The organism is Halorubrum sp. Ea8, from assembly GCF_002252925.1.
In the GTDB taxonomy this organism is placed as follows: Archaea; Halobacteriota; Halobacteria; order Halobacteriales; family Haloferacaceae; genus Halorubrum.
Genome location: NZ_NHPF01000068.1, coordinates 132,856 through 155,905 on the forward strand (window position 1 = coordinate 132,856; position 23,050 = coordinate 155,905).

Here is a 23,050-nt window from a genome sequence, read left to right on the forward strand (position 1 = left end):
CACGGCCGCGAGGGCGGAGGAACCGCGCGACGCCGCGGAGCGATACGCAGCCGGCGTTGCCGTTCGGTCGGTCGACTCAGTCGTCGGCGGTCGGCGTCGGCGCCTTCCCGCCGAGCGCGTCGCGGTCGTGGTCGGCATCGAAGTCGAGGTCGGGCCCGCGCGCGATGATCCCGGAGGGCGTCACGTCCGGATGGGTCGTGTAGTAGTGCTCCTTGATGTGGTCCATGTTCACCGTCTCGGCGACGCCCGCGGTCTGGTAGAGGTCGCGGAGGTACGGCCAGAGGTGCTCGTACTGGTGAACGAACTTCCGGTTGCACATGAAGTGCGTGTGGTACACCTGATCGAAGCGGACCAGCGTCGTGAACATGCAGATGTCGGCCTCGGTGAGCGAGTCGCCGACGAGGTAGCGCCGGTCGGACAGGTGGTCGTTCCAGCGGTCGAGCGCGCCGAACAGCTCGTCGATCGCCTCGTCGTACGCCGCCTGGGACGTGGCGAACCCGGCGCGGTAGACGCCGTTGTTGACCGGCTCGTAGATCTCGGTGATGACCTCGTCGACGTCCGCGACGGTCGCCTCGTCGTCGGCGTCGGGCAGCAGCGAGACGTCGTTTCCGAGGTCGTCGAACGCGGTCGAGAGCATGCGGAGGATCTCCCGTGACTCGTTGTTGACGATCGTCTCCGTCTCGGTGTCCCACAGCACGGGGACGGTCACCCGACAGGTGGCGTCGGGGTCGGCCTCGACGTACAGCTCCCGGAGGTAGTCGCTGTCGTGGAGGCGGTCGGGCGTACAGCCCGCCTTCTCCGGGGAGAACTGCCAGCCGCCCTCGTCGCGGTACGGGTCCACGACCGAGACGCCGATGGCGTCCTCTAAGCCGAGCAGCGACCGCGCGAGCAGGGCGCGGTGCGCCCACGGACAGGCGTAGGAGACGTACAGGTGGTACCGCCCCGCCTCAGGCTGGAACCGCTCGTCCGGTTCAGCGTCGACGTGGTCGGGCACGTCGCTGCCGGCGATCCAGTTCCGGAACGTCGTCTCGCCGCGCTGGAACGAGCCGTCCTCGTCCGTCGCTTCGTACGTGTCCGTTCGCCACTCGCCGTCGACGAGTTGATTCATACCTGAATTACGGGCTCGACGTGCATAACGTGGGCGGGGACACGCGTGTCACCGGCCGTGCGACGTGTGGAATCGGATCGGAGTGACGGTCGGTCTGTCGCTCGCTGATAGACGAACGACATCGGCGCGACGGCTATCCCCGACCCCGTTGCGACGGCTCGCTCCCGTCGGGCGCTCGGAGGCGCGCCGACTGGCCGCGGGGTTGCTTATAAGTAGCCGCCGCCGCCCGCGCCGGTGGCTTTTCGGTCGGGCCCGCGGTCTCCTGACGTATGTCCGAACGAAACGAGGCGGCGCCGGCCGTCGCGGTCGTCGGCGGGGGCGCCGTCGGCGTCACCGCGGCCGCCGACCTCGCGGCCCGCGGCGTCGACGTGACCCTCTACGAACGCGGCTCGCTCGGCGCCGAGAGCTCCGGCCGGGCCGCCGGCGTGTTGTACGACGCGTACGCGGAGGACGTCGACGCCGCGCTGGCCGCCCGCGCGATGGAGCGGTTCCGGGCGTTCGATCGGTCGCTCCCCGGCTTCTCGTTCGCGCCGTGCCCGTACGTGATCGCGGTCCGCGAGGGCGACCCGGACGCCGACGCCGTCCCCGCGATGGTCGAGCGGATGCGCTCGCACGGGCGCGACGTCTCGCTCGTGACACCGAGCGCACTCGCCGACCGGTTCCCGATCGCGGCCGACGACCTCGCGGTCGCCGCGGTCGCCGAGGGCGCGGGGTGGTGCGACCCCGCGAGCTACGTCGAAGCGACGGGGCGGCGGGCGCGTCGCGAGGGGGTCACGATCGAGACCGAGACGGCCGTCTCGGTGACCGGCGACGGGCCGGGGCTCCGGATCGACGGGGAAGACGACGGCCGCGCCGAGACCCGCGAGTTCGACGCCGTCGTCGTCGCCGCCGGCGCTCGCACCGCCGACGTGCTCGCGGGCGCCGGGGTCGAGGTCCCGGTCGTCCCCTACCGGGTCCAAGCGCTGACGAGCGGGGTCGACTACGACGGGCCGATGGTGTACGACGCGACCGCGGGCGTCTACGTCCGACCCCACCCGACCGGCCTGCTCGCCGGCGACGGCACCGAGCCGGTCCCGGCGGACCCCGACGACTACGGTCGCGAGGGGGACGACTGGTTCGTCGCCTCCGTCACGGAGACGCTCCGCGATCGGGTGGACGCCGTGAGCGGCGACGGGCCGGACGTCGGGCCCGACGTCGAGCGGGCGTGGGCCGGGCTCTGCACGGCGACGCCCGACGGCGACCCACTCGTCGGACCCGTGGGCGAGGGAGGAGACGGGCCCGCCGGCGACGCGGACCCCCTGTTCGTCGCCGCCGGCTGGCAGGGCCACGGCTTCATGCGCGCGCCGGCCATGGGGGAGCTCGTCGCCGAGGGCGTGGTGGCGTCGCTCGACGGGACCGACGCGGACGACCCCGAGTCGCCGTGGATCGGCGCCTTCGACCCCGATCGGTTCGACGGCGACGAGGCGTTCGATATCAGCGAGGGGATGTCGGTGGGAGAGCGAACGGGGGAGTCAGACCGGAGGGAGGGGAGATGAGAACGGAGAACGGGTGAGTGAGACCCGAGAACAGGGGAATGAGGCCGGAGGGGGGGGGTGGAGACCGCCGGGAGCGGAAACGGTCTCAGTTCTCGTCGTCGGTCTCGTCGGCGTCCTCCTCGACGACCGCGACGTCCCGCGCGTCGTCGTTCTTCGGGATCTCCACCTGCAGCGTTCCGTTGCGGGTCAGCGTCGCGTTCGCTCCCTGCGGCGTGACGTTCGCGTCTCGCGGGAGGTCGGCGCTCCCGGAGAGCGAGACGCCGCGTCCGGGGAACACCATCTCGTAGCCGTCGTAGAAGTCGCGGAACCGGTCGAGCTCGACCTCGACGGTGTGGTCGAGGAACGTCACGTTGAGGTCCTCGCCCCGGACTCCGGGGGCGTCGAAGACGACGAGGTAGGCGTCGTCGCTCTCGAGGAGGTCGTACGAGAGCGGCCGACGCTCCTGCATCTTGCTCCACCCGCGGCCGACGCGCTCGAGGACGCGACGGACGGCCGACCGGCCCGCGTCGACGAATCCACTCACGGGTTACACCTCGATCTCGGCGAGCTCGCTCCCGCCGCAGTACGGGCACGACAGGTCCTCGACGGCGTGGTCGTCGGGGACGTCGTACGTGTAGTGGTTCTCGAACATGTCGAGCTCGCAGTCGTCGCTCTCGCACTTGACCTCCATGGTCGATGGCATATACGACTCCGTTGTGCCGGCGAGGGCTTAAACGGCGTGGCGGCGGCCGTCCGTGTATGGACGGCATCGGCGACGGCGGCGGGGCGAGTCGCGCGGACGACGGGCCGGTCCGCGTCTACGGCGTCGACTTCAGCGCCGCGGCCCACGACGCGGGACGGAAGACGTGGATCGCGAGCGGGACGGTCGACCCCGAGCGCGGGGAACTGGTCGTGACCGGGCTCCGGCGGCTCGCCGACCTCGGCGGGGTCGACGGCCCCCGCCGCGAGGACGCCCTCCCGGCGCTCGCGGCGTGGATCCGCGCCCTCGACGAGAGCGCGGTCGTCGGGCTCGACTTCCCGTTCGGCCTCCCGCGGTTCGTCGTCGAGGAGAGCGGCCGCGACTCGTGGCGGTCGTTCATCGGGAGCTTTCCGGAGTCGCTCCTCGGAGCCGGCCACCGCGGGACGGACGACCCGGTGCGCGCGTTCGCCGAGCGCTGCGTCGGACTCACCGACCGCCACGGCGAGGGGACGTACGACAAGCGCCAGACGGACGCCGCGGTCGGCGCGCGGTCGCCGTACGGGTTCATCGCCGACACGATCGCGTTCCACGGGATGCGGGACGTGCTCGCCCCCGTCGTCGACGACGCCCGCTTCGCACCGATGGACCGATCGGGAGAGGGGTGGCGGCCCGAGGCGCCGCCGGGGCCGACCGTCGTGGAGACGTACCCGGCGGCGGTGTTGGACCGCCTCGGGCTCAGCCGGACGAGCTACAAGGGCGGCGGCGAGTCGGAGACGGCGCGTCGGCGGCAGAACGCCGAGGGGCTGGCCACGGAGGCCGACGTCGCCTACGAGCCCGAGAGCGACCTGACGGGCGCGATGGTCTCGGACGCGGGCGGCGACGCCCTCGACGCCGCGGCCGCCTGCCTCGGGGCGTTCACGGCGTGGAGGCGGGGGTACGAGACGGACGTCGCCGGGTTCGACGATCCCGACGCGGTCGCGCTCGAGGGGTACATCTACGCCTGAGACGGTGCGCCGATCGCGGGAGTAGACGCTCTCAGGCCGCCATTCCCCGGAGCCGATCCGGGACGGTGGCGCGCTCGACGATCAGGACGGCCGTCGCGCCGAAGGCGACGCCGGCGAGGAAGCCGGGGCCGTACGGGAAGAACGGGACCTCGAACGCGAGCGCGGCCCCCAGCCCGACGGAGAGCACGAGGATCCCGAGGCCGAAGGCGACGTACGCCAGCGTCTCCAGCCGGTCCGGCGGGAGGCGATCGCGGGCGAACCACGCGACCGGCCCGAGGCCGACGGCGGTCGCAGCCGCCCAGCCCGCTGCGATCCCCCACGGTCTGGGATCGGCCCCGACGAACTGCACCGCGGCGTACGCGCAGACCGCGGCGAACGCAACGTACTGTCCGACCCGCTGCCGGCGGGAGGGGCCGTCGCCGGTCGGAGCGGCGTCATCAGGCGAGGGCGTCTCGTCGGCCGGAGGGCGCTGGGAGGGCACGTCCGGCGATTCCGCGCGCTGTAAAATAAGCGATCTGCCGATTCCCCGACCTTCCGCACGCTTTTCCCGTCTCGGCCGACTACGGTGGGGTAACATGACCGATTCGCCCGCGTCGGGTCGCGGCTCGCTCCCGCCCGACCCGACGGACCTCTCCGTCACCGTCGTCGACGGCTACGTCGACGAGCCGGCCCACTTCGGCGTCCCGCCGTACATCTCGACGTACCCGCGGTACACGGCCGGCGCGCTCGTGGACGCGGGCGTCCCGGAGTCGCGGATCACGTATCACACCATCGACGAGCTGCGCGACGACCGCTCGAAGCGCGCCGACGTCGCCGACGCCGACCTCATGGTGTACGTCGGCGGGATGACGGTCCCCGGCAAGTACGTGGGCGGGACCCCGGCCGAGCCGGACGAGGTGCGGGAGCTGGGCTGGACCGCGGACGGCGTCACCCTGCTCGGCGGCCCCGTGCGGTTCGGCGTCGGCGAGGAGAACGCGGGCGCGACGGAGACCGAGCGCGACGACCTCGACTACGACTTCGTCGCGATGGGCGACGTGAAGGCGGCCGCGTACGACCTCGTGCGCGAGGGGTTAGAGGGGTTCGGCAACCGGATGCGCGACAACGCGGAGATCGACCGGTGGGCCGAGAAGGGGGCGTTCGTCGTCGAGCAGCACCCCAACCACCCCGACTACCTCATCTGCGAGATGGAGACCTCCCGCGGCTGCGCCTACCGCTGCTCGTTCTGCACGGAGCCGCTGTACGGGAGCCCGGCGTTCCGCGAGGCGCGGTCGGTCGTCGACGAGGTCGACGCGCTCTCTGACCGCGGGGTCAGGCACTTCCGGCTCGGCCGGCAGGCCGACATCCTCGCGTTCGGCGGCGACGGCGAGGCGCCGAACCCCGACGCCTTACGGGAGCTGTACGGCGGGATCCGCGAGGTCGCGCCCGACCTGCGGACGCTCCACCTCGACAACATGAACCCGGTGACGATCACCGACTACCCCGAGGCCTCCCGCGAGGCGATCCGGGTCATCGCCGCGCACAACACGCCCGGCGACACCGCCGCGTTCGGGCTGGAGTCGGCGGACCCCGTCGTCCAGGAACAGAACAACCTGCTCGTCACCGCCGAGGAGTGCCTGGAGGCCGTCCGGGTCGTCAACGAGGAGGGCGGATGGCGGCCGGGCGACGCCCCGGAGACGACGCCCGGGGGCGACGACCGGGTGACCGGCCCCTCGACCGGGCCGGACGCCTCGCCGCGGCTCCCGAAGCTCCTCCCCGGGATCAACCTCGTCCACGGGCTCGCCGGCGAGCGCCCGGAGACGTACGAGCACAACAAGCGGTTCCTCCAGACCGTCTACGACGAGGGGCTGATGCTCCGCCGGATCAACATCCGGCAGGTGATGGCGTTCGCCGGCACGGAGATGGCCGAGACGGGCGCCGACATCGCACAGGAGCACAAAGACCAGTTCCAGGCGTACAAGCGGGAGGTGCGCGAGACGGTCGACAACCCGATGCTCGACCGGGTCGTCCCGCCGGGGACGGTCCTCCCGGACGTGCACCTGGAGTACCACCAGGACGGGAAGACGTTCGGCCGCCAGCTCGGCACCTACGCGCTCCTCGTCGCCGTGCCGGGCGAGCGAGAGCTCGGCACCGCTATCGACGTGGCGATCACGGACCACGGCTACCGCTCCGTGACGGGCGTCCCCTACCCCCTCGACGTCAACGCGGCGTCGATGGACGAGCTGACCGCGATCCCGGGGATCAATCGGAGCAAGGCCGGGGACGTCGTCGTCGGGCGCCCGTACGGCTCGGTCGAGGAGGTCGACGCCGGCGTCGCCGACCTGTCGCGGTTCGCCGTCGCCGACGACGTGGACGTGCCGATCCCGGGCCGCGAGCGCGCCGGGTCCGGCCCCGGTCCGGCCGCGCGCTCCCTGCTCGACCGGCGCGACGGCTCCTCGGTCGGACGCGGGGACTGAGCCGATGGCGGCGCCGGATCCGAGACCGCCGATCGAGCGCGTCCCGGTCCCGGTCGACACCCGCGCCCCCGGCGGGACGACGAACGCGTACGTCGCCGGAGGACTCCTCGTCGACCCCGCGGCCCGCACCGACGCGCTCGACGACGCGGTCGGACTCGACGCCGGAGGGGGACGCGAGGGGGAACGCGTCGCGGTCGAGGCGATCGCGGTCACGCACACCCACCCGGACCACGTCGGCGCGGTCGCCGAGTACGCCGAGCTCACGGGCGCGTCCGTCCTCGCGCACGGCGACCACGTCGACCGGCTCGCGGAGGCGGCCGGCGTGGAGCCGGACGGGACGTTCGAGGGCGGAGAGACCGTGGGCGACACCGAGGTCCGCGCGGTCGACACGCCCGGCCACGCGCCGGACCACGTCGCGTTCGCGGTGGCGGAGGGGCGCGCCGGCGAGAACCGCGAGGCGAGCGGCGAGAGCGCGGGCGACGAGTCCTCCCGCGCGCTGCTCTGCGGCGACCTCGCCGTCGCCGAGGGGAGCGTCGTCGTGGGCGCTCCGGAGGGGGACCTCCGCGGCTACCTCGACAGCCTCGAACGCGTCCGTAACGCGGGCTACGACCGGCTATACCCGGGTCACGGTCCCGCGATCGACGACCCGGAAGCTGTCTGCGACCGGCTGATCGACCACCGTCTCGACCGGGAGCGGGCGGTCCTCGCGGCGGCGGCGGCGGGCGCGAGCGACGTTGACGAGGTCGTCGACGCCGCCTACGAGAAGGACCTGACCGGCGTCGCGGACCTCGCGCGGGCGACGGTCGTCGCGCACCTGGAGAAGCTCCTCGCGGAGGGGAGGATCGACGAGAGGTGGGCGGACCGGCTCGGCCGCGGGCGCGCGGAGTGAGAGTCGTTAAAAAGGGCCTACGGCTCGGCTTCGAGGTCGGCCGCGACCCGCGGCAGCGGCGTCTCCGTCACGTCGACGAACCGGCCGCCGACGTCCTCGACGCCGCCGTCGGTGGCGGGGTCGTCGCCGACGTGGATCAGCTCCGCGGGGGCGACGTCGAGCGCCTCGGCCGCCGCCTCGAACGCCTTCGGGTGGGGCTTCCGCCAGCCGCAGCCGACGCTGGTCGTGACGGCGTCGAACTCGCCGCGGAGCCCCGCGCGGATCAGCGTCTTGGAGACGAGTTCCGGCACGGCGCAGTTCGAGAGGAGCCCGACGGGCCCCTGCTCGCTCACGTCGCGGACGGCGTCCAGAGCGCCCTCGCGTCTCGTCACGTCGGGGTCGAACGCCGCGACGACGGCGTGTCTGACGACGTTCTCCGCGGCGTCGACGCCGCGGGAGTCGAGGGCGTGCGCGACGTGGGCCGGGAGCGGGACCTCGGCGCCCGCCGGGGCGTCCACGTGCCGCTCGCCGTACGCGACGTGCCAGTCGTCCGGCACCGCGACGCCGCGGGACTCGAGCTCGCGCGCGACGATCTCCGCGGGGTCGGACGGGTACTCGACGTCGACGAGCGTCCCGAACAGGTCGAAGGTGACTGCCACGATACCCTCCCTTAGGACAAAACGGGATTGAACCTGTCGGTCGGCGAGAGGCTGTCGGGACGGAGAGGAGGCGGCGCGCCGCTCACATCGCCGGGGCGACGTGGATCGAGTAGAAGCGGTAGAGGCCGGTCACCCACGCGCAGAGCCAGAGGAGCATGAACCCCGCCACGCCGACGCGGAGCCGGGCGCGCCAGTGGCTCATGTCCTCGTGGATCTCGTCGATGTCGACGTCGGGGTCCTCGTACGCGTCGGCGTTTCGCTTGGCTTGGAGGATCCGGAAGATGCCGGTGAGCGCGAACGCCAGCAGGGCGTACGCCTGCAGGCCGAGGAACGCGTGGATCACGGCGAGGCCGGTCAGCCGCTGGAGGACGCGGGGGATCATCCACCCGACGATCGGGACGGTGGTCAGCGCCAGTCCCGTGCCGATGTACCACAAGTGGTGCGTGAGAACGTTCCAGCTCACCGTCTCGGCGTCGATCATGATCCACGCCCCGTACAGCAGGAACGGGAGACTCGACGTCACCGACAGTCCCGCGAGCGCCGCGAAGACCGACTCGTCTACCATCGATCAACGGTTCGGGCTCCGGCGCGTAAAACTCCCCGATCCGCGTCTCTCACCGGACGGTATCGCCTCCGAGCCGGTCTGCCCGGTCGGGGTCGGGTCGGGGACCGAGGACGAAAACAGTTAGCGTCCGGAGCCCGTACGGCCGGACGATGGAGGATACCTCGACGGGATCGGAATCGGAGCCGAGACCGGACCGATCGCGGGACACACCGGACGGCGACGAGGGGTCTCCCGGCGGGGAAACGTCCGGGAACGGGGGAGAACCGACCGTCGAGGGCGGCGCCGCGGACGACCTCGACGAGCTCAGGCGGCGCGTCGAGGAGGAGTACGACTTCGACGACTTCGGTCCGTCGGACATGGCCAAGATGAGCGCCGAGGAGTGGGACGCCGCCTTCGACCCCGACTCGTGGATCACGGGCGACCGCCTGCTCGAACGCGCCGAGGCGGAGCTCAAGTCGCGGGTCGCCCGCCGCGAGGTGTTCGGCGTGTTGGAACGAGTTCGCGCCGACGGCGAGGAGCGGATCTTGGTCTACTCCGACGAGGGGTACGCCATCGTCCGCCCGACCGGAGAGGTGGCCGGACAGGGGACGGTGCTGCGCGACATCGAGCCGATCGTCGCGCTGGCGGCGATGGAGTCGTACGACGTGCCGGAACCGCCGGACGACTGGTCGCTCCCGCACCCGGACACGGTTCCCCAGGGGTCGGGGGAGTTCGGCAACCTGATGGTTCAGGTGATCGCGGTCGTGCAGGTGCTCGCGGGCGCGGCGCTGCTCGTCGCCACGTTCCTGACCGACCTCGACACCATCGTGGCGCCGGCGATGGGGATCGTGTTCCTGCTCGTGGGCCTGTTCCTCTTCGTGATGGTGGCGAACGCGCGGCTCTCAGATCGGTTCCGTTCGGAGGAGTACCGCGAGCGGTTACGGGCCCTCCGCGAGGCGAAGGAGCGGCCCGACTTCGTCCCGGTCGAAGGGGGGGTCGTAGACGAGGAGCAGCTGGACGAGTAAAGCGCCGATATCGGGTGATAGAGCCCCTGTAAACGCCCCCACGTCGACGGATTCAGTCGGTGGGTTTAAGCGCACGCCGTCCTGAGTGAACCTGTATGAAAAGGCGGGAATTCGTGCGGACGGCCGGGGGTGCGACCGCCGCGGTCGCGGCCGGTGCCGGAGCGACCGGGACGGCCGCCGCACAGGAGCAACAACCGGACTGGCCGAGCGGGGTCACCAGCGGGAACCTCGGGTCGTATCAGGACGCCCGCGGCGAGAGCGAGGTGACCGTGCAGGTCGGCGCGGGCGACAGCGGCCTCGCGTTCGACCCGACCAAGCTGTGGGTCGACACTGGTACCACGATCACGTTCGAGTGGACGGGGAACGGCGGAGCGCACAACGTCCAGACCGTCGAGGGCGGCGGCCCGGCCAGCCTCGACAGCGGTGACCCGGTCGGCGAGGAGGGGTACACCTACGAGTACGAGGTGACCGAAGAGGACGTCGGCATCACGCACTACCACTGCGTTCCCCACACCGCGGTCGGCATGCACGCCGGCCTCGCCGTCGGCGAGGACATCCCGACGACTGAAGCCGGTGGCGGCGGCGCCAGCGGGTGGCCGGAGAACATCGCCCACGTCGGGGTGCCGCTCCACGCCCACTGGGTCGGGATCGCCGCGGTCCTCGGCATCTCGCTCACGTTCGTGTTCACGTTCTACATGCTGAAGTACGGCGAGTCGGCTCACACCGGTCACGGAGGTGCCCAATGAGTTCCGGCGGTTCCTCGTACGGTGACATCCACCGGTACGAGCCGGCCCGCGAGAGCACCGCGGCGGCGATCGCCATCGTGCTCCTCACGGTCATCGAGGTCGTGTTCGTCGGGCTGTTCGTCTACGGGCTCATGTCCGCGTGGGCGTCGACGGAGTTCGGGAACATGTACACCGCCGCGCTGCTGGCGATGATCTTCATCGACCTCGCGTTCATCCTCCTGTTGTATCGCAAGGAGTTCCTGCCGGACGTGATGATCGTGAAGAAGCGCCGCCGCAAGTGGGAGGACCTCTACGTCCGCGAGGAGGACAAAGACGGCGTCGGAATAGACACCGACGGGGCGATGGAGACGGTGAAACGGGCCATCTACCCGTACTACAAGAAGTAACTGACAATGAGTCTAAAGAAACAAGACGATATGGACCACAACGCGTGGCTCAAAAAGCAGGATCTGACGGTCATCGAGACCGCGTTCCTCACCACGCTCATCTGGCTCGACAAGCGGCTACGCATCGTCGACTACCTCGAGCTGCTGGAGACGATGTACTACCGCGCGAACATGCAGATGCCGAAGAGCCACACGGAGCAGTACGACCTCGACAACAAGTTCTGGTACTGGTACCCGCTGTACTCGCTCGGATCGCTGTCGATTATCGCGTATCTGGTCGCGGCGGTCTCGGGCGCACTGCTCGGGTTCTACTACTCCCCGTCGACTGCCGGCGCCGCCGCGCAGGGCGACCCGACGGCCGCGTACGACTCCGTCGTGATGATCATGACGGACGTCCAGTTCGGGTTCATGCTCCGCTCGATCCACAGCTGGGCGGCCCAGTTCATGGTCGCCGCGGTGTTCCTACACATGCTCCGCGTGTACTTCACCGGGTCGTACAAGGAGCCCCGTGAGGTCAACTGGATCCTCGGGGTCATCCTCATCGGCCTGACGCTCCTGTTCGGCTTCTCCGGATACGTGCTCCCGTGGAAGCAGCTGTCCTTCTGGGCCGCACAGATCGGCGTCGAGATGGCGCTCGCGACGCCCCTCGTGGGCGAGTGGGCGGCGCAGCTCCTGTTCGGCGGCTTCACCCTCGGACAGGCGACGCTCGTGAGAATGTACATCCTGCACGTCTTCGTGCTGCCGTTCGTGGTGACCGGTCTCATCGCGCTCCACGTCGGCATCGTTTGGGTGCAGGGAATCGCGGAGCCGCACTAATCCAATGACCGACGACACCACCCCCATGACGGACGGAGGCACCGATGAGGAGGCCCGCACGGACGGCGGGCCGCCGGCGACAGTTCCGCCGGACGACGAGACGCCGACCTGGAGCGAGCGCAAGGAGCACACCAGCGGGCTCGCACAGCTCACCTACCAGTACTTCGAGCGGTCGCGGCGCGAGGACGAGAACCTCCGCGCGGAGTCGACGTACGTCGAGCGCGACGTGCTCGGCTTCCCGACCTGGCCCCACGAGACGATCCGGAACCTCGCTATCACGAGCTTCTTCGTCGGGATCATAATCCTCATCGCGGCGATCCTGCCGGCCCACTACGGCGAGCCGGCAAATCCGGGCGCGACGCCGGCGATCATCCTGCCGGACTGGTACCTCTACTGGTCGTTCGGGCTGCTGAAGCTCAACCCCATCAACCCGAACCTGGCGGTGCTCGGCGGCAACATCGCGATCTCCAACGAGTTCCTCGGGATCATCGCTCACGGGATCGTCTTCGGTACCATCACGCTCGTGCCGTTCCTCAACAAGGGGGGCGCGCGGCGTCCCGTCGAGGAGCCGTTCTGGGCGGCCGTCGGCGTGACCGGCGTCGTTCTGTCGATCACGCTCGCGGCGCTCGCGATCCAGAACTTCTTCCCGATCACGCTCGACCTGCTGCTCACGCTGACGTTCATGCTCCCGCTCGTCGGGGGGATCATCACCTACGCGGTGTTGAAGACGATGCGTGAAGGGTACATGTACGACCTGAACCGGCGGTACTACATGCTTCGGCCCCCGAAGTAACGACACAGAACCGCACCCGCCGCCCGACCGTTTCCGCCTGTTTCCACTATTTCGATGTCATCACCAACCGACCGCGACGACGCACAGGCGTTCGACGAGACGGGCGACCCCATCGCCGCCGACGAGCAGGAGGACCCTCGCGACGAGCCGACGGGCCCGCGTATCGGGCCCGACGGGCGCGAGGTGGTGGTCCCGTTCCGGATGTACAAGGCCGTCACCGTCTTCTCGACGCTCGCGGCCGTGATCGCGTACCTGATCGGGTTCACGCTCGTCGACGCTGCGACGCGCCAGATCAGCTTCTTCCGGACGACGGTCGTCTATCTCCTGAACAGCGCCGGCCTCTACCCCTCGGACGACACGCTGGTCGCCGCGCTGGCGATCACGGGCATCGCGTTCATCGTCGGGGGGACGGCGGTGTACGTGCTGGGGACGCGGTTCCGGGGCCAAGGGATGGGAAAGTCTCAAGACGACTCCGGCGAATCGTAAGCTAATGGCAGACGAGTTCATGAAGGGGTTCGCCCTGTTCGCGCTCGGTGGCCTCGGCTGGCTCACCTTCGGCGGATGGTACCGGACGCCCACGTACTACGACGTCGTGCAGCTGGTCAATCCCGCCGAAGGCGTTGATAGCGTCTACGGGGAGATCGGCCTCGTCGCCGGCGACGCGTTCTTCTGGGTGATGGTCCTCGGCGCGCTCACGTTCTGGGTGCTGATTCCGGCGAGCCGCGAACTGCGCGACGTTCTCAACGACGACGACGCCGACGCCGCGAACTGATCCGGAGCCGTTTCGCCCTTCGAGCCGGCTCTCGCCCCCTGATCTCGTTTTACCGTAGTCTGTCGCAGCTCCATCAGCGACTCGTCGGCGCGTCAGTGCCGCTTCGTGGCCGGAGAGACGGCGGAGCGTGCGTGAACGCGGTCACGTCGGGAAAGCCGCGAGCGGCGCTCAGCTAAGCGGACGGCGCTCAGCCGAGGGGCTCGAAAGGGCGTGGACGGCGACTGTGTGGACGGCGACGACGTGGACGACGACGTAGACGGCGATGAGGAGGACGGAACCGCGACGAGAGAAGAGCGAACCGAGGCGGCGACCGCAGGCGGTGACGACGTGGACACGTCGCTCCCGGCGTCGCCGAGCTACGCGACGACGAACTGGTTCCAGACGCCCGCGACGAGGAACCAGAGGGCGTAGTAGGAGGCGAACACCAAGACGAGTAGCGACGCGGCGATGGAGCTCTTCGGGGCCTCGATCGGCATGTCGTTGCGCGCCTCGACGTTCCGCGCCTCCAGCTCGAAGAGGTCAGCGGTCAGCATCGTGATCACGAGCACCGAGAGGATCACGCCGCTCACGGGGGCGTCGAGCACGAACAGGAAGCTCAGCAGTAGCAGTCCGATGTTCGTGAACGCGTGCGGCGTGTACGGTTCGACGTCGTCACCGGCGTTTCCCTGTTCGACGTGTCGTCGGTACGCGACGTGACGTGTGGCGAGGTTCGCCACCGCCATCACGAGTATCGCGTACGGCAGCACCGGTCCGACGGCGGACAGCCAGCCGAGGGGAACGAGGAACTGCAGTGGGTCCATATCGTCACATCCGTTCACGAGTTATTAGAGTGTTTCCGATCGACGCGCTCGGCCCGCGCCCGCGAACGTCACGACCGCGACCGAGTCGGTCGCCTCGATCGCGACCGATCGATGGGGATCGACGTCCCCGCGCTCTTCGCCGTCGACGACGAGCGCGACCGACTCGGCCTCGCGTTCGACGGAGAGCGAGAGCCGCCCGGCGGCGACCCACGCGTCCGTCCGGGTGCTGAACGGGGAGATGGACGCGACGGAGAGCCCGCCGCCGGGCTCCACGATCGGTCCGCCGGCGGCGCTGGCGTACCCGCCGCTTCCCAGGGGGGTCGCGACGACGACGCCGTCGGCGCGGAACGACTCGTGCGTCCCCCCGGCGAAGTCGATCGCGAACTCGGAGATACGAGCGGGCTCCGCGGTGACGAGCGCGACGTCGAAGGCGGCGCGCCGGGCCTCGCCGTCCCCCGCGTCGACCGCGAGGACCGGATGCGTGACGCGCCGGACGTCGTCTGCGGGGCGGTCGCCGTCGGCGGGAAAATCGCCGTCGGCGAGACGGTCGCCGTCGCCGGAGCGGTCGCCGTCGCCGCTGAGGGCCGCGTCGAGCAGGGCACCCATACGCCGCTCCGCAGCGTCGCTATCGACCGCGAGCCGCCGCGAGCCGACTGGGATCACCGGCGCGTCCGGCGCGTCGACGAGGACGTCGCGGAGGGCCTCGTCGCCGACCGCGACGACCGCGTCCGCGGCGGACCGTTCGACGGATCGATACGGGAGGCCCCCGAGGGCCTGCCGGAGCGCCGCCGCCCGGTCGTCGCCGACGACCGCGACGCGCCGTTCCGACGAGTGCATACGCGAGGGATGCGGCCGGCGCGCGTGAAAACCCCTCGGTTCGCGACGGCGGTCGCCCTCAGAACGGCCAGTCGCCTGTGATCTTCATCCCGGTCGCCTTCCCCTCGCGTTCGAGGGCGGCCGCGATCTCTTCGCGGTCCCGCCGCTCGGTCGTCACCGACGCGTCGGCGAGCTCCGCGACGAGCTCGGTCAACAGGATCGCCTGCTCGCGGAGGTTCCGCGGCTCCAGCTTGTCGAGCGTGTCCGCGCCGGTGTGCCCCCAGCCGCGGCCGCGACCCTCCGTCTCGCCGGAGATCATGTACCCCGGGATCCCCCGCTCGACGAACGGCCAGTGGTCGCTGTGCGGGACCAGCTCCCCGCCGAGCGACACCGGGTGGTCGAAGCGGTCGCCGACGCGCTCGGCCGCCGTCTCGAGCGCGTCGAAGCCGTGGTGGTCGAGCTTCAGGGTGCGGCCGAACACGTTGCTGTCGACGTTGACGACCGCCGCGACCCGGTCGGGGTCGACCCCTTCCGCGTACAGCGAGGAGCCGACGAGCCCGACCTCCTCGGCGCCGAAGGCGACGAACCTGACCCGCCGGTCGAGCTCGTCCTCGCGGGCGGCGAGCGCGTTCGCGACCTCGACGATCGTCGCAGTTCCGGCGCCGTTGTCCATCGCGCCCTGCGAGATGTCGTGCGCGTCGACGTGCGAGGAGACGACGAGGTACTCGTCGGTGTCGGGCCCGAGTTCGGCGACCGCGTTCCCGCTCGTCGCGTCGGGCGTCTCGCAGTCGACGGCGACGGTGAGGTCGTCGCCCTCGTTGCGGCGGGCGAGCCGCGAGCCGGCCTCCTTCGAGACGCCCACCGCGGGAATGTCGCCCACCGGCGCGTCAGCGGTCCCGACGCTGCCGGTCGGCGGAAGCGTCCCCTCGACGTGGTTCGCGAAGACGAACGCGGCGGCGCCGGCCTCGACGGCGTGGTAGTACTTCTCGCGGCGGTGGATGAACCGGTCGACGGAGTCGGGGGTGTCCGACGAGACCATCACGACCGTCCCGTCGAGGTCGCCCTCGAAGTCCTCGGGGACGCCGTAACCGAGGTCGACGAACTCCCCGATCGCCTCGCCGCTCGGGCTTCGCGGGAGCGCGATGCAGGCGTTCATTCCGCTCGCGACGGGGTCATCGCCGCGTCGGATCGCGCTGTCTCCGCGCTCCCAGCCCTGGATCTCGAACGCCTCGATCTGGGCGTTCCGCGCGCCGGCCGCGGCCAGCGCGTCGCGCGTCAGCTCCAGTCCCTCGCGCTCGCCGTCGGTGCCCGCCATGCGGTGGTCGAGGTCGACGAGGGCTTCGAGGTGGCGCCAGCCGGCGTCGCTCGTGAACGTGTCGCCGATCCAGTCGGTCATGGGCGTGGGTGCGGCGGCGGCGGCTCAAGCGTTTCGGTGGCGGCGGCCGGTGCCGGAGGTTATACCCCCGGCACGAGCGGCAGCAGGGCCGTCGCGGCCTCGGCGGCCGCGAACGTCGAGTCGTACAGGTGGTTCAAGAGGAGGTAGGTGACGACGCCGAGCACGAGCGAGAGGATCCACGCGCTCGCGGCGATCCGGCCGACGCGGCGGTGGGGCGTCTCGTTCCGGAGCTCCCGTTCCGTGTGGGTGAGCCCGAGGACGATCGCGTAGAGGACGACGGGGACGGAGACGACGGAGAGGAGGATGTGGATCGCGAGCATGATCAGGTACGCCGGGTACACCCACTCCCACAGCGGGACCCACGCGTACGCGGAGTCCAAGACGAACTCCTTCGTCCCGCCGCCCGCGACCTTTGGGAGGTACATGCCGAGGAACACGAGGATGAGGGCGAAGGAGGTCGTCATCGCCGCCGCGTGCTTCTTTACCTCGTCGTTGCGGATCCAGTACCACCCGAGCGAGAGCGTGACGATCGTGACGGTGTTGACGGCGGCGATGCCGTGTGCGAGCAGATCGACGGTACCGCGGGAAAGCGTCGGAAACAGCGCCTGAAACTCGGGGACGAGGAACACGCCGCCGACGGCGCCGTAGCCGACGAGGGTGAGGAGCACGGTGATCGCGCCGGCCCGGCCCTTGGCCCGGTCGCGAACGCTGACGGTGGACATACAGTCGGTTGTCGCGGAACGGTTATTTCGCTTTCGAGGACGGGACGAGTCGCAGGCGGTCGGCGCTCACGAGTCGTTGGCGCCGGGCGTCGATTCACCGCTCGATGACGCCGGTCGCCCTCGCGACCTCGATCGCGGCCTCCTCGTTGATCCCGCCTTGGAGGATCGTGTAGCGGTTGCGGATCTCGTGGGCGGTCGTCAGCGCGGCGATCAGCTCCTCGTCGTCGACGCCGAGTTCGGCGGCGGTCGTCGGGGCGTCGAGCTCGGCGAGCGCGTCGCGGATCGCGCTCCACCGCCCGTTCTCGCCGCTGTGGAGGTACTCCGTCATGACCGAGGCGACGCCCACCTGGTGGCCGTGGAGCGCCTTTCCGGGGGCGATCCGGTCGAGCTGGTGAGAGATGAGGTGCTCCGCGCCGGAGGCGGGTCGGGAAGAGCCCGCGATCGACATCGCGACCCCGGAGGAGACGAGCGCCTTCACGACGACCCACGAGGACTCCTCTAAGCCGGGACGGATCATGTCGGCGTTCTCGACGAGCAGCTCCGCGGTCATCTCCGAGAGCGCGCCCGCGTACTCGCTGTACTCGACGTTGCGGAGCCGGCGGGCGAGCCGCCAGTCCTTCACGGCGGTGTAGTTGGAGATGATGTCGGCACAGCCCGCGGTGGTGAGCCGCCACGGGGCGTTCGCGAGCAGCGTCGTGTCCGCGACGACCGCGAGCGGCGGGTCGGCGGCGACCGAGTGCCGCGTGTCGCCCTCGGGGATCGAGGAGCGCCCCGAGACGATCCCGTCGTGGGAGGCGACCGTGGGGACGGAGACGAAGCCGACGTTGAGGTGGTCGGCGGCCATCTTCGCGATGTCGATCGGCTTTCCGCCGCCTAGGGCGATCAGGTAGCCGGGGTCGGCCGATTCGGCGGTCTCTTTCAGCTCCTCGACCGCGTCGAAGGAGGCGTCCTCGACGACGGCGGTGGCGGGGTCGTCGAACTGCGCGCGCACCCGGTCGCCGGCGATCTCGTTCGGCGTCGGGCTCGTGACGATGAGCGGCCGCCCAGTGAGGTACAGCTCGCCGACCGCGGCGCCGAGGTCGTCGATCACGTCGTGACCGACGAGCACGTTGCGCGGGAGCTTGATCCACGTGGACTTGTCGAACATACCGGTCGGTCGCGCCCGCGGGCCAAAGCCGTTGTCCATGTCGGTCGGGAGCGACGCCCGCTCTCCGCGCGGCCGCCTACGCGGCGAGCGCCGAGAGCGTCGTCGCCGCGTCGTAGAGGAAGAAGACGCCGAACCCGGCGAGCACGACCGCCGAGGCCACCGCGACGAGGGGCGCGAACGTCTCGGCCCGGTTCTCGGCGGCGACGAGCCCCGCGGGGAAGCCGGTGATCCAGATCAGGATGCCCAGAAAGAAGCCGCCGATGAGCGCGGGGGAGCCGGTAGTGACGACGAAGGCGCCGGCGAGGTCCGCGCCGACGACCGGGAGTCGGGCCAGCACGTCGAGTTCGCCGGGGCGCAGCAGGCCGACGCCGACGGTGAGCCAGAACAGCACCTGGTACGGGTTCGTGAGCGCGAGTACCAGCGCCTTCCGGAACCCCTTGCCCGCCTCGATCGCCGGTTCGTCGCCCGAGGTCGGGCGGAATGACGCGCGCGCGCCTCGGGCCGCGCCGACGGCGAAGTACAGCATCAGGACGCCGCCGGCGGCGACCATCGCGGCGCGGAGCAGCGGGAGCGCGTCGACGACGGCGACGACGCCGAGGTACGCGAGGACGAAGAAGATCGCGTCGGCGGTCGCCGCGCCGAGCCCGGCCCGGAAGCCGGCGGCCCGACCGCGCAGCACCGACTCCTCGGCGATGACGGCGTTCATCGGACCGGGCGGGGCCGCGAGCGCGAGGCCGAAGACAACCCCCGCGGCGAGCGTCACGAGGAGGTTCACACCGCTCGGAACGGTCGGTTTCGTGAAAAAGTCCGCGAAGGAGCGATGAGCGTCAGCGTCGGAAAACCGACACCGACGGGCGGATGTGTCGAGCGCGACGGTCGACGAGCGGATGTGTCGAGCGCGACGGTCGACGGACGGGTGTGGTGAGCGATGCGACCGACAAGCCGCGGTCGGCGCCGCGCTCGCGGCTCAGTCCGCGTCGTCGACGCGGATCGACCGGGCGATCGCCGCCGGCAGGCTCTGCTCGCCGGTCGGCGTCCGCACGGTCACCATCCCGAAGGGGGCGACGTCGACGACCTCGACCTCGGTCCCGGGCGTGATCCCGGCATCGGCGAGGTAGTCGAGTTCGTCCTCGTCGCGGTCGGAGACGCGAGCGACGACGACCCGGTCCCCCTCGGCGCGGTCTGAGAGCCGCGGCCCGCTCCCCTCGTCGACCGGCTCCAAATCGGCTCCGGGAATGGGGTCGCCGTGGGGGTCGACGGCGGGGTCGCCGAGCGCCTCGGCGACGCGGCGCTCGAACTCCTCGGAGATGTGGTGTTCCAGGGCGTCGGCCTCGTCGTGGACCTCGCTCCAGTCGTAGTCGAGTCGGTCGGCGAGGAACGCCTCCAGCAGCCGGTGGTGGCGGACGACCTCCAGCGCGACGGCCTCCCCCTCCGCCGTGAGCTCCGCGCCCTGATACGGCTCGCGCTCGACGAGCCCGCGGTCCTCCAGCTTCCCCAGCATGTCCGTCACCGACGGGGAGGTCTTGTCGAGGTACTCCGCGATCGCGGACGTCGAGACGGGCGGCCCCTGCTCGGACTGGAGGACGTAGATCGCCTTCAGGTAGTCCTCCATGACGTCGCTCAGCATTTATAAGCGATCGCGGCCCGCGGCTGAAATACCTACCGGGAGTGAGGAGCGGTCGGAAGCGGCGTCCGCGGCGCTCCGGTCGGTGACGCTCACTCGTCTTGGAGCTCGGCCTCCCGCAGCGCCTCGTTGAGGTCCTCGCGGACGCGCTCGCCGGTCTCGCGGTCCATCGCGGTGGTGACGATCCGGTTCTCCTGCACGCTAGAGCCGTCGCGGAGGAGCAGCCGGACGTTCCCGTTGGTGCCGGCGCGCGTCGCCTTCGCGCGGAGGCCGGTCCGCGAGCCGGTGCCCCCGGCGTCGATGGGACCCGGGACGATCTTCTTGACGTGGGGGTGTTGCGCGACCGTGCTCACCGCCTTCCGCCCCTTGCGGTCGCCGATCAGCGTCGAGTGGGAGCCGCCGATCTTCTCGCGCGGCGGGGTCTCGACCACCTCAAGCGCGCGGTCGCCGCGCCGGTCGAGCACCCACGAGACGACCGGGCTCACGTCGAGACCGCGAGTCGCGTCCGGGTCGTCGCCCGCGTCGGTCCGCGCGTCCGGGACGCGGTAGAACTCGTGGTGGACCTGCGCGCGCGTCTCACGGAGGGGTTCGCGCGCCCCGGCCGCGTAGACGGTGTCGGGGCGCTTGCGGCGGATCTCGTCGGCGACCCGACCGGCGAAGTTGCGGAGCTGGATCTCGGTGAGCTGCTCGTCGCTCTCCGGGCGGGTCGTCACCGTGGTCTCGCCGATGACCTCGTCCTCATCGAGCATCGTCAGGCGCGCGCGGTCCTCGGCGAACTCGGCGACGACGGCGTCGGCGTTGGCGGTGTTGCAGGTGAGACAGTAGTCACCGGGCTTGCGAAGCGGAGTGCCACACCGCCGACAGTTCATATCGAACGGAGGCGCGTGGCGGGTAAAAGCGCGTCCGTTCACGTCACCGCGAGCGCCTCCGTTCGCCCCGGTGCAGTGACGGCCGGACCGGGCCGCGGCGACGGTCGGTCTGCGACCCGGAGCCAACCCATATTAGTGGGGGCACGCCTGAAGAGCGGTATGGACACCGACCGATCCCCGGCGGACCCCGCGGACGGGGACACCGGGACGGAGTTCGAGGGGGCCGGGGAGGAGTCCGAACGTGCCGAGGCGGGGTCCGAACGTGCCGAGGCGGAGTCCGAAGACCCGACCGACGACGAACCGGACGGCCCGGAGGGGGACGCCATCGAAGACCGGTTGGCGCGGCTGTTTCAGAGCGGCCGGACGAACGCCATCGTCGCGTGGTCGATGGTGGCCGTGCTCGTCGGTGCCTTCGTCGAGAGCCTGCTCGGGGCCGACCTCCTTCCGATGGTCCTCGTCGCCGCCATCGCCGCCGTCGTGGTCGCGCCGGCGGTCGCGGCACGGGACCCGCGGGTGATTCCCCCGTGGGAGGTCCTCGGACTCGCGCTGTTGCCGGTGCTCGTACGCACGCTCTTCGGGGGTGAACTCGGGACGTTCGCGACGTACCTCGCGATCGCCGCGTTCGCGCTGATCGTCACGGTCGAACTCCAGATGTTCACCACGCTGCGGGTCACGCACTGGTTCGCGATCGTGTTCGTCGTGCTGGCGACGATGGCGACGGCGGCCGCGTGGACGGTGCTCCGGTGGAACGCCGACAGACTGCTCGGCGCGGAGTTCCTGACGACCAACGAGGCGCTGATGATCGAGTGGATGTACGTGACGCTGGCCGGCGCCGCCGCCGGGGTCATCTTCGACGCCTACTTCCGGCGCCGCGGGGCGCGGCTGCGTCGCGCCATCCGATGGGTGGTGCGCCGATGAGCGTCCGCGGGGCCTTCCGCGCCCGCCCGTCGCTACGGACCCAGCGCCGGCTCACGAGGGGGATGCAGGTCCTCCTCGCCGCCATCGTGGTGTACGGCGTGGTCTTCGGCCAACCGAAGGCGATCACCAACGGCGGCCTCGGCCTCTTCGTTACCTTCGTGCCGGCGCTTTTGGAACGCAACTACGACATCCCGCTGGACCCGTGGCTCGGCGTGTGGATCACGTCGGCGGTGTTACTCCACACGCTCGGGTCGGCGTGGTTCTACGCACAGATCCCGTGGTGGGACCACCTCACCCACGCGCTCTCGGCGTCGCTGATCGCCGGCGCGGGGTACACGACGCTGCGGGCCATCGACCTCCACAGCGACGAGATATCCATCCCCTCGCGGTTCGCGTTCGTCTTCATCCTCGTCGTCGTCCTGGCGTTCGGCGTCGTCTGGGAGCTGTTCGAGTTCGCGCTCGACATCGTCGCCGACGAGACGGGGGTCTCGATGCCGCTGGCCCAGTTTGGGCTCGACGACACCGTGCTCGACCTGATGTACAACTCCGTGGGGGCCTTGGTCGTGGCGACGTTCGGACAGGCGCACCTCACGGGCGTCGCGGAGCGGGTCCGGGAGGGGCTGTACGGGGCGTTAGACGAACGGTCCTAGCGCAGACACGCCGCCACGACCCGCAGCGCGCCCTCGCCGCGGACCTCGTTCGCGAGCAGCGGCACGCGCTTCACGTCGCGGCCGCGGAACAGGTCCGTGGCACGCCGGAGCGCGGACTGCTGGACCTCCCACCGCCGCGCGCAGAACTCGCAGGTGTCCGGGTTCGGCTCGACGATCCACGCGGGGTCGACGTCGGCCACGTCCCCGACGCCCTCCATCACGCGATTGACGACCAGCGTGTTCACCGGAATCCCGAACTCGTCGAGGCGGGCGACCAGTCGCTCCGACTCGACGACGCTCATCTCCTCGGGGATCGTCACGACGCGGAAGTCGGTCTGTGCGGGGTCCCGCAGCACGGCCCGGAGGCGCTCGATGCGCTCCTGCAGCTCGTCGAGGTCGGCGGTCGGGTCCGCCTCGTCGTCCCCGGCGCCGAACATCCCCTTGAGGCCGTCCATCATCCCCGAGAAGCGGTTGCGGAGCTTCATCACGCGGCCGATCATCGAGTCCATGATCTCGGGCAGTTGGAGGAGCCGGAGGGTGTGCCCGGTCGGCGCGGTGTCGACGATCACCCGGTCGAACCGCGGGTCGTCGAGGTACTCCAGCAGCTGGCGCATCGCGGCCGCCTCGTCGGCGCCGGGCATCGTCCCGCCGAGCAGCGAGCCGATTCCTTCCTCGCCGTCGGGGTCGCCGTCAGGGTCGGCGCCCATCTCGCCCATGCCG

The 23,050-nt window shown here is 70.7% G+C and carries 29 protein-coding genes; 14 read left to right on the forward strand and 15 right to left on the reverse strand.

Annotated elements, in window-relative coordinates; translation table 11 throughout:
- Positions 1-76: 76 nt before the first annotated feature.
- Positions 77-1,108 (reverse strand): glutathione S-transferase family protein, encoded by a 1,032-nt coding sequence (locus DJ74_RS06350; protein WP_094526696.1) that lies wholly within the window; start codon positions 1,106-1,108, stop codon positions 77-79.
- 269 nt (positions 1,109-1,377) lie between these two features.
- Between DJ74_RS06350 and DJ74_RS06355 the strand changes: the two genes are divergently transcribed.
- Positions 1,378-2,643 (forward strand): FAD-binding oxidoreductase, encoded by a 1,266-nt coding sequence (locus DJ74_RS06355; protein WP_094526697.1) that lies wholly within the window; start codon positions 1,378-1,380, stop codon positions 2,641-2,643.
- Between the two features lie 85 nt (positions 2,644-2,728).
- Here DJ74_RS06355 and DJ74_RS06360 read toward each other — a convergent pair whose 3' ends face one another.
- Together DJ74_RS06360 and DJ74_RS19080 are read right to left on the reverse strand one after the other, a co-directional pair.
- The gene (locus DJ74_RS06360) at positions 2,729-3,166 is read right to left on the reverse strand and encodes an Hsp20/alpha crystallin family protein (RefSeq protein WP_094526698.1); all 438 of its coding nucleotides are present in this window, start codon (positions 3,164-3,166) and stop codon (positions 2,729-2,731) included.
- 3 nt (positions 3,167-3,169) lie between these two features.
- Positions 3,170-3,325, reverse strand: a complete 156-nt coding sequence (locus tag DJ74_RS19080; protein WP_170938276.1) for a hypothetical protein — start codon at positions 3,323-3,325, stop codon at positions 3,170-3,172.
- Positions 3,326-3,381: 56 nt separating this feature from the next.
- On the opposite strand from DJ74_RS19080, the gene DJ74_RS06365 reads away from it, so the two are divergent.
- Positions 3,382-4,326: a DUF429 domain-containing protein gene (locus DJ74_RS06365; protein ID WP_176451313.1), complete on the forward strand. Its 945-nt coding sequence runs from the start codon at positions 3,382-3,384 to the stop codon at positions 4,324-4,326.
- 31 nt (positions 4,327-4,357) lie between these two features.
- Here DJ74_RS06365 and DJ74_RS06370 read toward each other — a convergent pair whose 3' ends face one another.
- Entirely contained in the window at positions 4,358-4,807 is a 450-nt protein-coding gene (locus tag DJ74_RS06370; protein ID WP_094524615.1) for a hypothetical protein, read from the reverse strand.
- 94 nt (positions 4,808-4,901) lie between these two features.
- Between DJ74_RS06370 and DJ74_RS06375 the strand changes: the two genes are divergently transcribed.
- Both DJ74_RS06375 and DJ74_RS06380 read left to right on the forward strand, forming a co-directional pair.
- Positions 4,902-6,779 carry a radical SAM protein gene (locus DJ74_RS06375; RefSeq protein ID WP_094526700.1) on the forward strand — a complete coding sequence of 626 codons (1,878 nt, stop codon included), beginning with the start codon at positions 4,902-4,904 and terminating at the stop codon, positions 6,777-6,779.
- A gap of 4 nt (positions 6,780-6,783) precedes the next feature.
- Complete coding sequence (locus tag DJ74_RS06380; RefSeq protein ID WP_094526701.1) at positions 6,784-7,668, forward strand: MBL fold metallo-hydrolase; 885 nt, start codon at positions 6,784-6,786, stop codon at positions 7,666-7,668.
- A 17-nt stretch (positions 7,669-7,685) separates the two neighbouring features.
- On the opposite strand, the gene DJ74_RS06385 is transcribed toward DJ74_RS06380, so the two are convergent.
- Both DJ74_RS06385 and DJ74_RS06390 read right to left on the reverse strand, forming a co-directional pair.
- Positions 7,686-8,306, reverse strand: coding sequence for an HAD family hydrolase (locus DJ74_RS06385; protein ID WP_094524612.1), 621 nt, complete (start codon positions 8,304-8,306; stop codon positions 7,686-7,688).
- Between the two features lie 82 nt (positions 8,307-8,388).
- The gene (locus tag DJ74_RS06390) at positions 8,389-8,871 is read right to left on the reverse strand and encodes a hypothetical protein (RefSeq protein ID WP_094524611.1); all 483 of its coding nucleotides are present in this window, start codon (positions 8,869-8,871) and stop codon (positions 8,389-8,391) included.
- Positions 8,872-9,020: 149 nt separating this feature from the next.
- Between DJ74_RS06390 and DJ74_RS06395 the strand changes: the two genes are divergently transcribed.
- The 8 genes from DJ74_RS06395 to DJ74_RS06430 all read left to right on the forward strand — a co-directional run bounded on the left by DJ74_RS06395 (position 9,021) and on the right by DJ74_RS06430 (position 13,799).
- Complete coding sequence (locus DJ74_RS06395; RefSeq protein ID WP_094524610.1) at positions 9,021-9,875, forward strand: DUF308 domain-containing protein; 855 nt, start codon at positions 9,021-9,023, stop codon at positions 9,873-9,875.
- A 95-nt stretch (positions 9,876-9,970) separates the two neighbouring features.
- A complete protein-coding gene (locus DJ74_RS06400) occupies positions 9,971-10,621 on the forward strand; it encodes a halocyanin domain-containing protein (RefSeq protein ID WP_094524609.1) in 651 nt (216 codons plus the stop codon).
- A complete protein-coding gene (locus tag DJ74_RS06405; RefSeq protein WP_094524608.1) occupies positions 10,618-11,007 on the forward strand; it encodes a hypothetical protein in 390 nt (129 codons plus the stop codon). The genes DJ74_RS06400 and DJ74_RS06405 overlap by 4 nt, the downstream gene beginning before the upstream one ends.
- Before the next feature lie 6 nt (positions 11,008-11,013).
- Complete coding sequence (locus DJ74_RS06410; RefSeq protein WP_094524607.1) at positions 11,014-11,823, forward strand: cytochrome bc complex cytochrome b subunit; 810 nt, start codon at positions 11,014-11,016, stop codon at positions 11,821-11,823.
- 4 nt (positions 11,824-11,827) lie between these two features.
- Entirely contained in the window at positions 11,828-12,616 is a 789-nt protein-coding gene (locus tag DJ74_RS06415) for a cytochrome B (protein ID WP_094524606.1), read from the forward strand.
- A gap of 54 nt (positions 12,617-12,670) precedes the next feature.
- A complete protein-coding gene (locus tag DJ74_RS06420) occupies positions 12,671-13,102 on the forward strand; it encodes a hypothetical protein (protein ID WP_094524605.1) in 432 nt (143 codons plus the stop codon).
- Between the two features lie 4 nt (positions 13,103-13,106).
- A complete protein-coding gene (locus DJ74_RS06425; RefSeq protein WP_094524604.1) occupies positions 13,107-13,388 on the forward strand; it encodes a hypothetical protein in 282 nt (93 codons plus the stop codon).
- 225 nt (positions 13,389-13,613) lie between these two features.
- Positions 13,614-13,799 (forward strand): hypothetical protein, encoded by a 186-nt coding sequence (locus tag DJ74_RS06430; protein WP_141212517.1) that lies wholly within the window; start codon positions 13,614-13,616, stop codon positions 13,797-13,799.
- On the opposite strand, the gene DJ74_RS06435 is transcribed toward DJ74_RS06430, so the two are convergent.
- The 8 genes from DJ74_RS06435 to DJ74_RS06470 all read right to left on the reverse strand — a co-directional run bounded on the left by DJ74_RS06435 (position 13,745) and on the right by DJ74_RS06470 (position 20,762).
- Positions 13,745-14,188, reverse strand: coding sequence for a hypothetical protein (locus tag DJ74_RS06435; protein ID WP_094524603.1), 444 nt, complete (start codon positions 14,186-14,188; stop codon positions 13,745-13,747). The genes DJ74_RS06430 and DJ74_RS06435 overlap by 55 nt on opposite strands.
- A gap of 24 nt (positions 14,189-14,212) precedes the next feature.
- Entirely contained in the window at positions 14,213-15,025 is an 813-nt protein-coding gene (locus DJ74_RS06440; protein WP_094526703.1) for an NAD(+)/NADH kinase, read from the reverse strand.
- A gap of 58 nt (positions 15,026-15,083) precedes the next feature.
- Positions 15,084-16,400, reverse strand: a complete 1,317-nt coding sequence (locus DJ74_RS06445; protein WP_094526704.1) for a M28 family peptidase — start codon at positions 16,398-16,400, stop codon at positions 15,084-15,086.
- 59 nt (positions 16,401-16,459) lie between these two features.
- The gene (locus tag DJ74_RS06450) at positions 16,460-17,122 is read right to left on the reverse strand and encodes a DUF420 domain-containing protein (protein WP_094526705.1); all 663 of its coding nucleotides are present in this window, start codon (positions 17,120-17,122) and stop codon (positions 16,460-16,462) included.
- A 94-nt stretch (positions 17,123-17,216) separates the two neighbouring features.
- Positions 17,217-18,269: an NAD(P)-dependent glycerol-1-phosphate dehydrogenase gene (locus tag DJ74_RS06455; RefSeq protein ID WP_094526706.1), complete on the reverse strand. Its 1,053-nt coding sequence runs from the start codon at positions 18,267-18,269 to the stop codon at positions 17,217-17,219.
- A gap of 76 nt (positions 18,270-18,345) precedes the next feature.
- Positions 18,346-19,044 (reverse strand): LysE family translocator, encoded by a 699-nt coding sequence (locus tag DJ74_RS06460; RefSeq protein WP_094526707.1) that lies wholly within the window; start codon positions 19,042-19,044, stop codon positions 18,346-18,348.
- Between the two features lie 192 nt (positions 19,045-19,236).
- The gene (locus tag DJ74_RS06465; protein WP_094524984.1) at positions 19,237-19,896 is read right to left on the reverse strand and encodes a metal-dependent transcriptional regulator; all 660 of its coding nucleotides are present in this window, start codon (positions 19,894-19,896) and stop codon (positions 19,237-19,239) included.
- Between the two features lie 89 nt (positions 19,897-19,985).
- The gene (locus tag DJ74_RS06470) at positions 19,986-20,762 is read right to left on the reverse strand and encodes a DUF2103 domain-containing protein (protein ID WP_094524985.1); all 777 of its coding nucleotides are present in this window, start codon (positions 20,760-20,762) and stop codon (positions 19,986-19,988) included.
- Positions 20,763-20,921: 159 nt separating this feature from the next.
- Here DJ74_RS06470 and DJ74_RS06475 point away from each other — a divergent pair, with 159 nt between their 5' ends.
- Both DJ74_RS06475 and DJ74_RS06480 read left to right on the forward strand, forming a co-directional pair.
- Positions 20,922-21,680, forward strand: a complete 759-nt coding sequence (locus tag DJ74_RS06475) for a hypothetical protein (RefSeq protein ID WP_176451314.1) — start codon at positions 20,922-20,924, stop codon at positions 21,678-21,680.
- Positions 21,677-22,330 (forward strand): hypothetical protein, encoded by a 654-nt coding sequence (locus tag DJ74_RS06480; RefSeq protein ID WP_094524986.1) that lies wholly within the window; start codon positions 21,677-21,679, stop codon positions 22,328-22,330. The genes DJ74_RS06475 and DJ74_RS06480 overlap by 4 nt, the downstream gene beginning before the upstream one ends.
- On the opposite strand, the gene DJ74_RS06485 is transcribed toward DJ74_RS06480, so the two are convergent.
- Positions 22,327-23,050: TRC40/GET3/ArsA family transport-energizing ATPase (locus DJ74_RS06485; RefSeq protein ID WP_176451315.1), on the reverse strand; the 724-nt coding region annotated here is incomplete at its 5' end. The two genes, DJ74_RS06480 and DJ74_RS06485, sit on opposite strands and share 4 nt — an antisense overlap.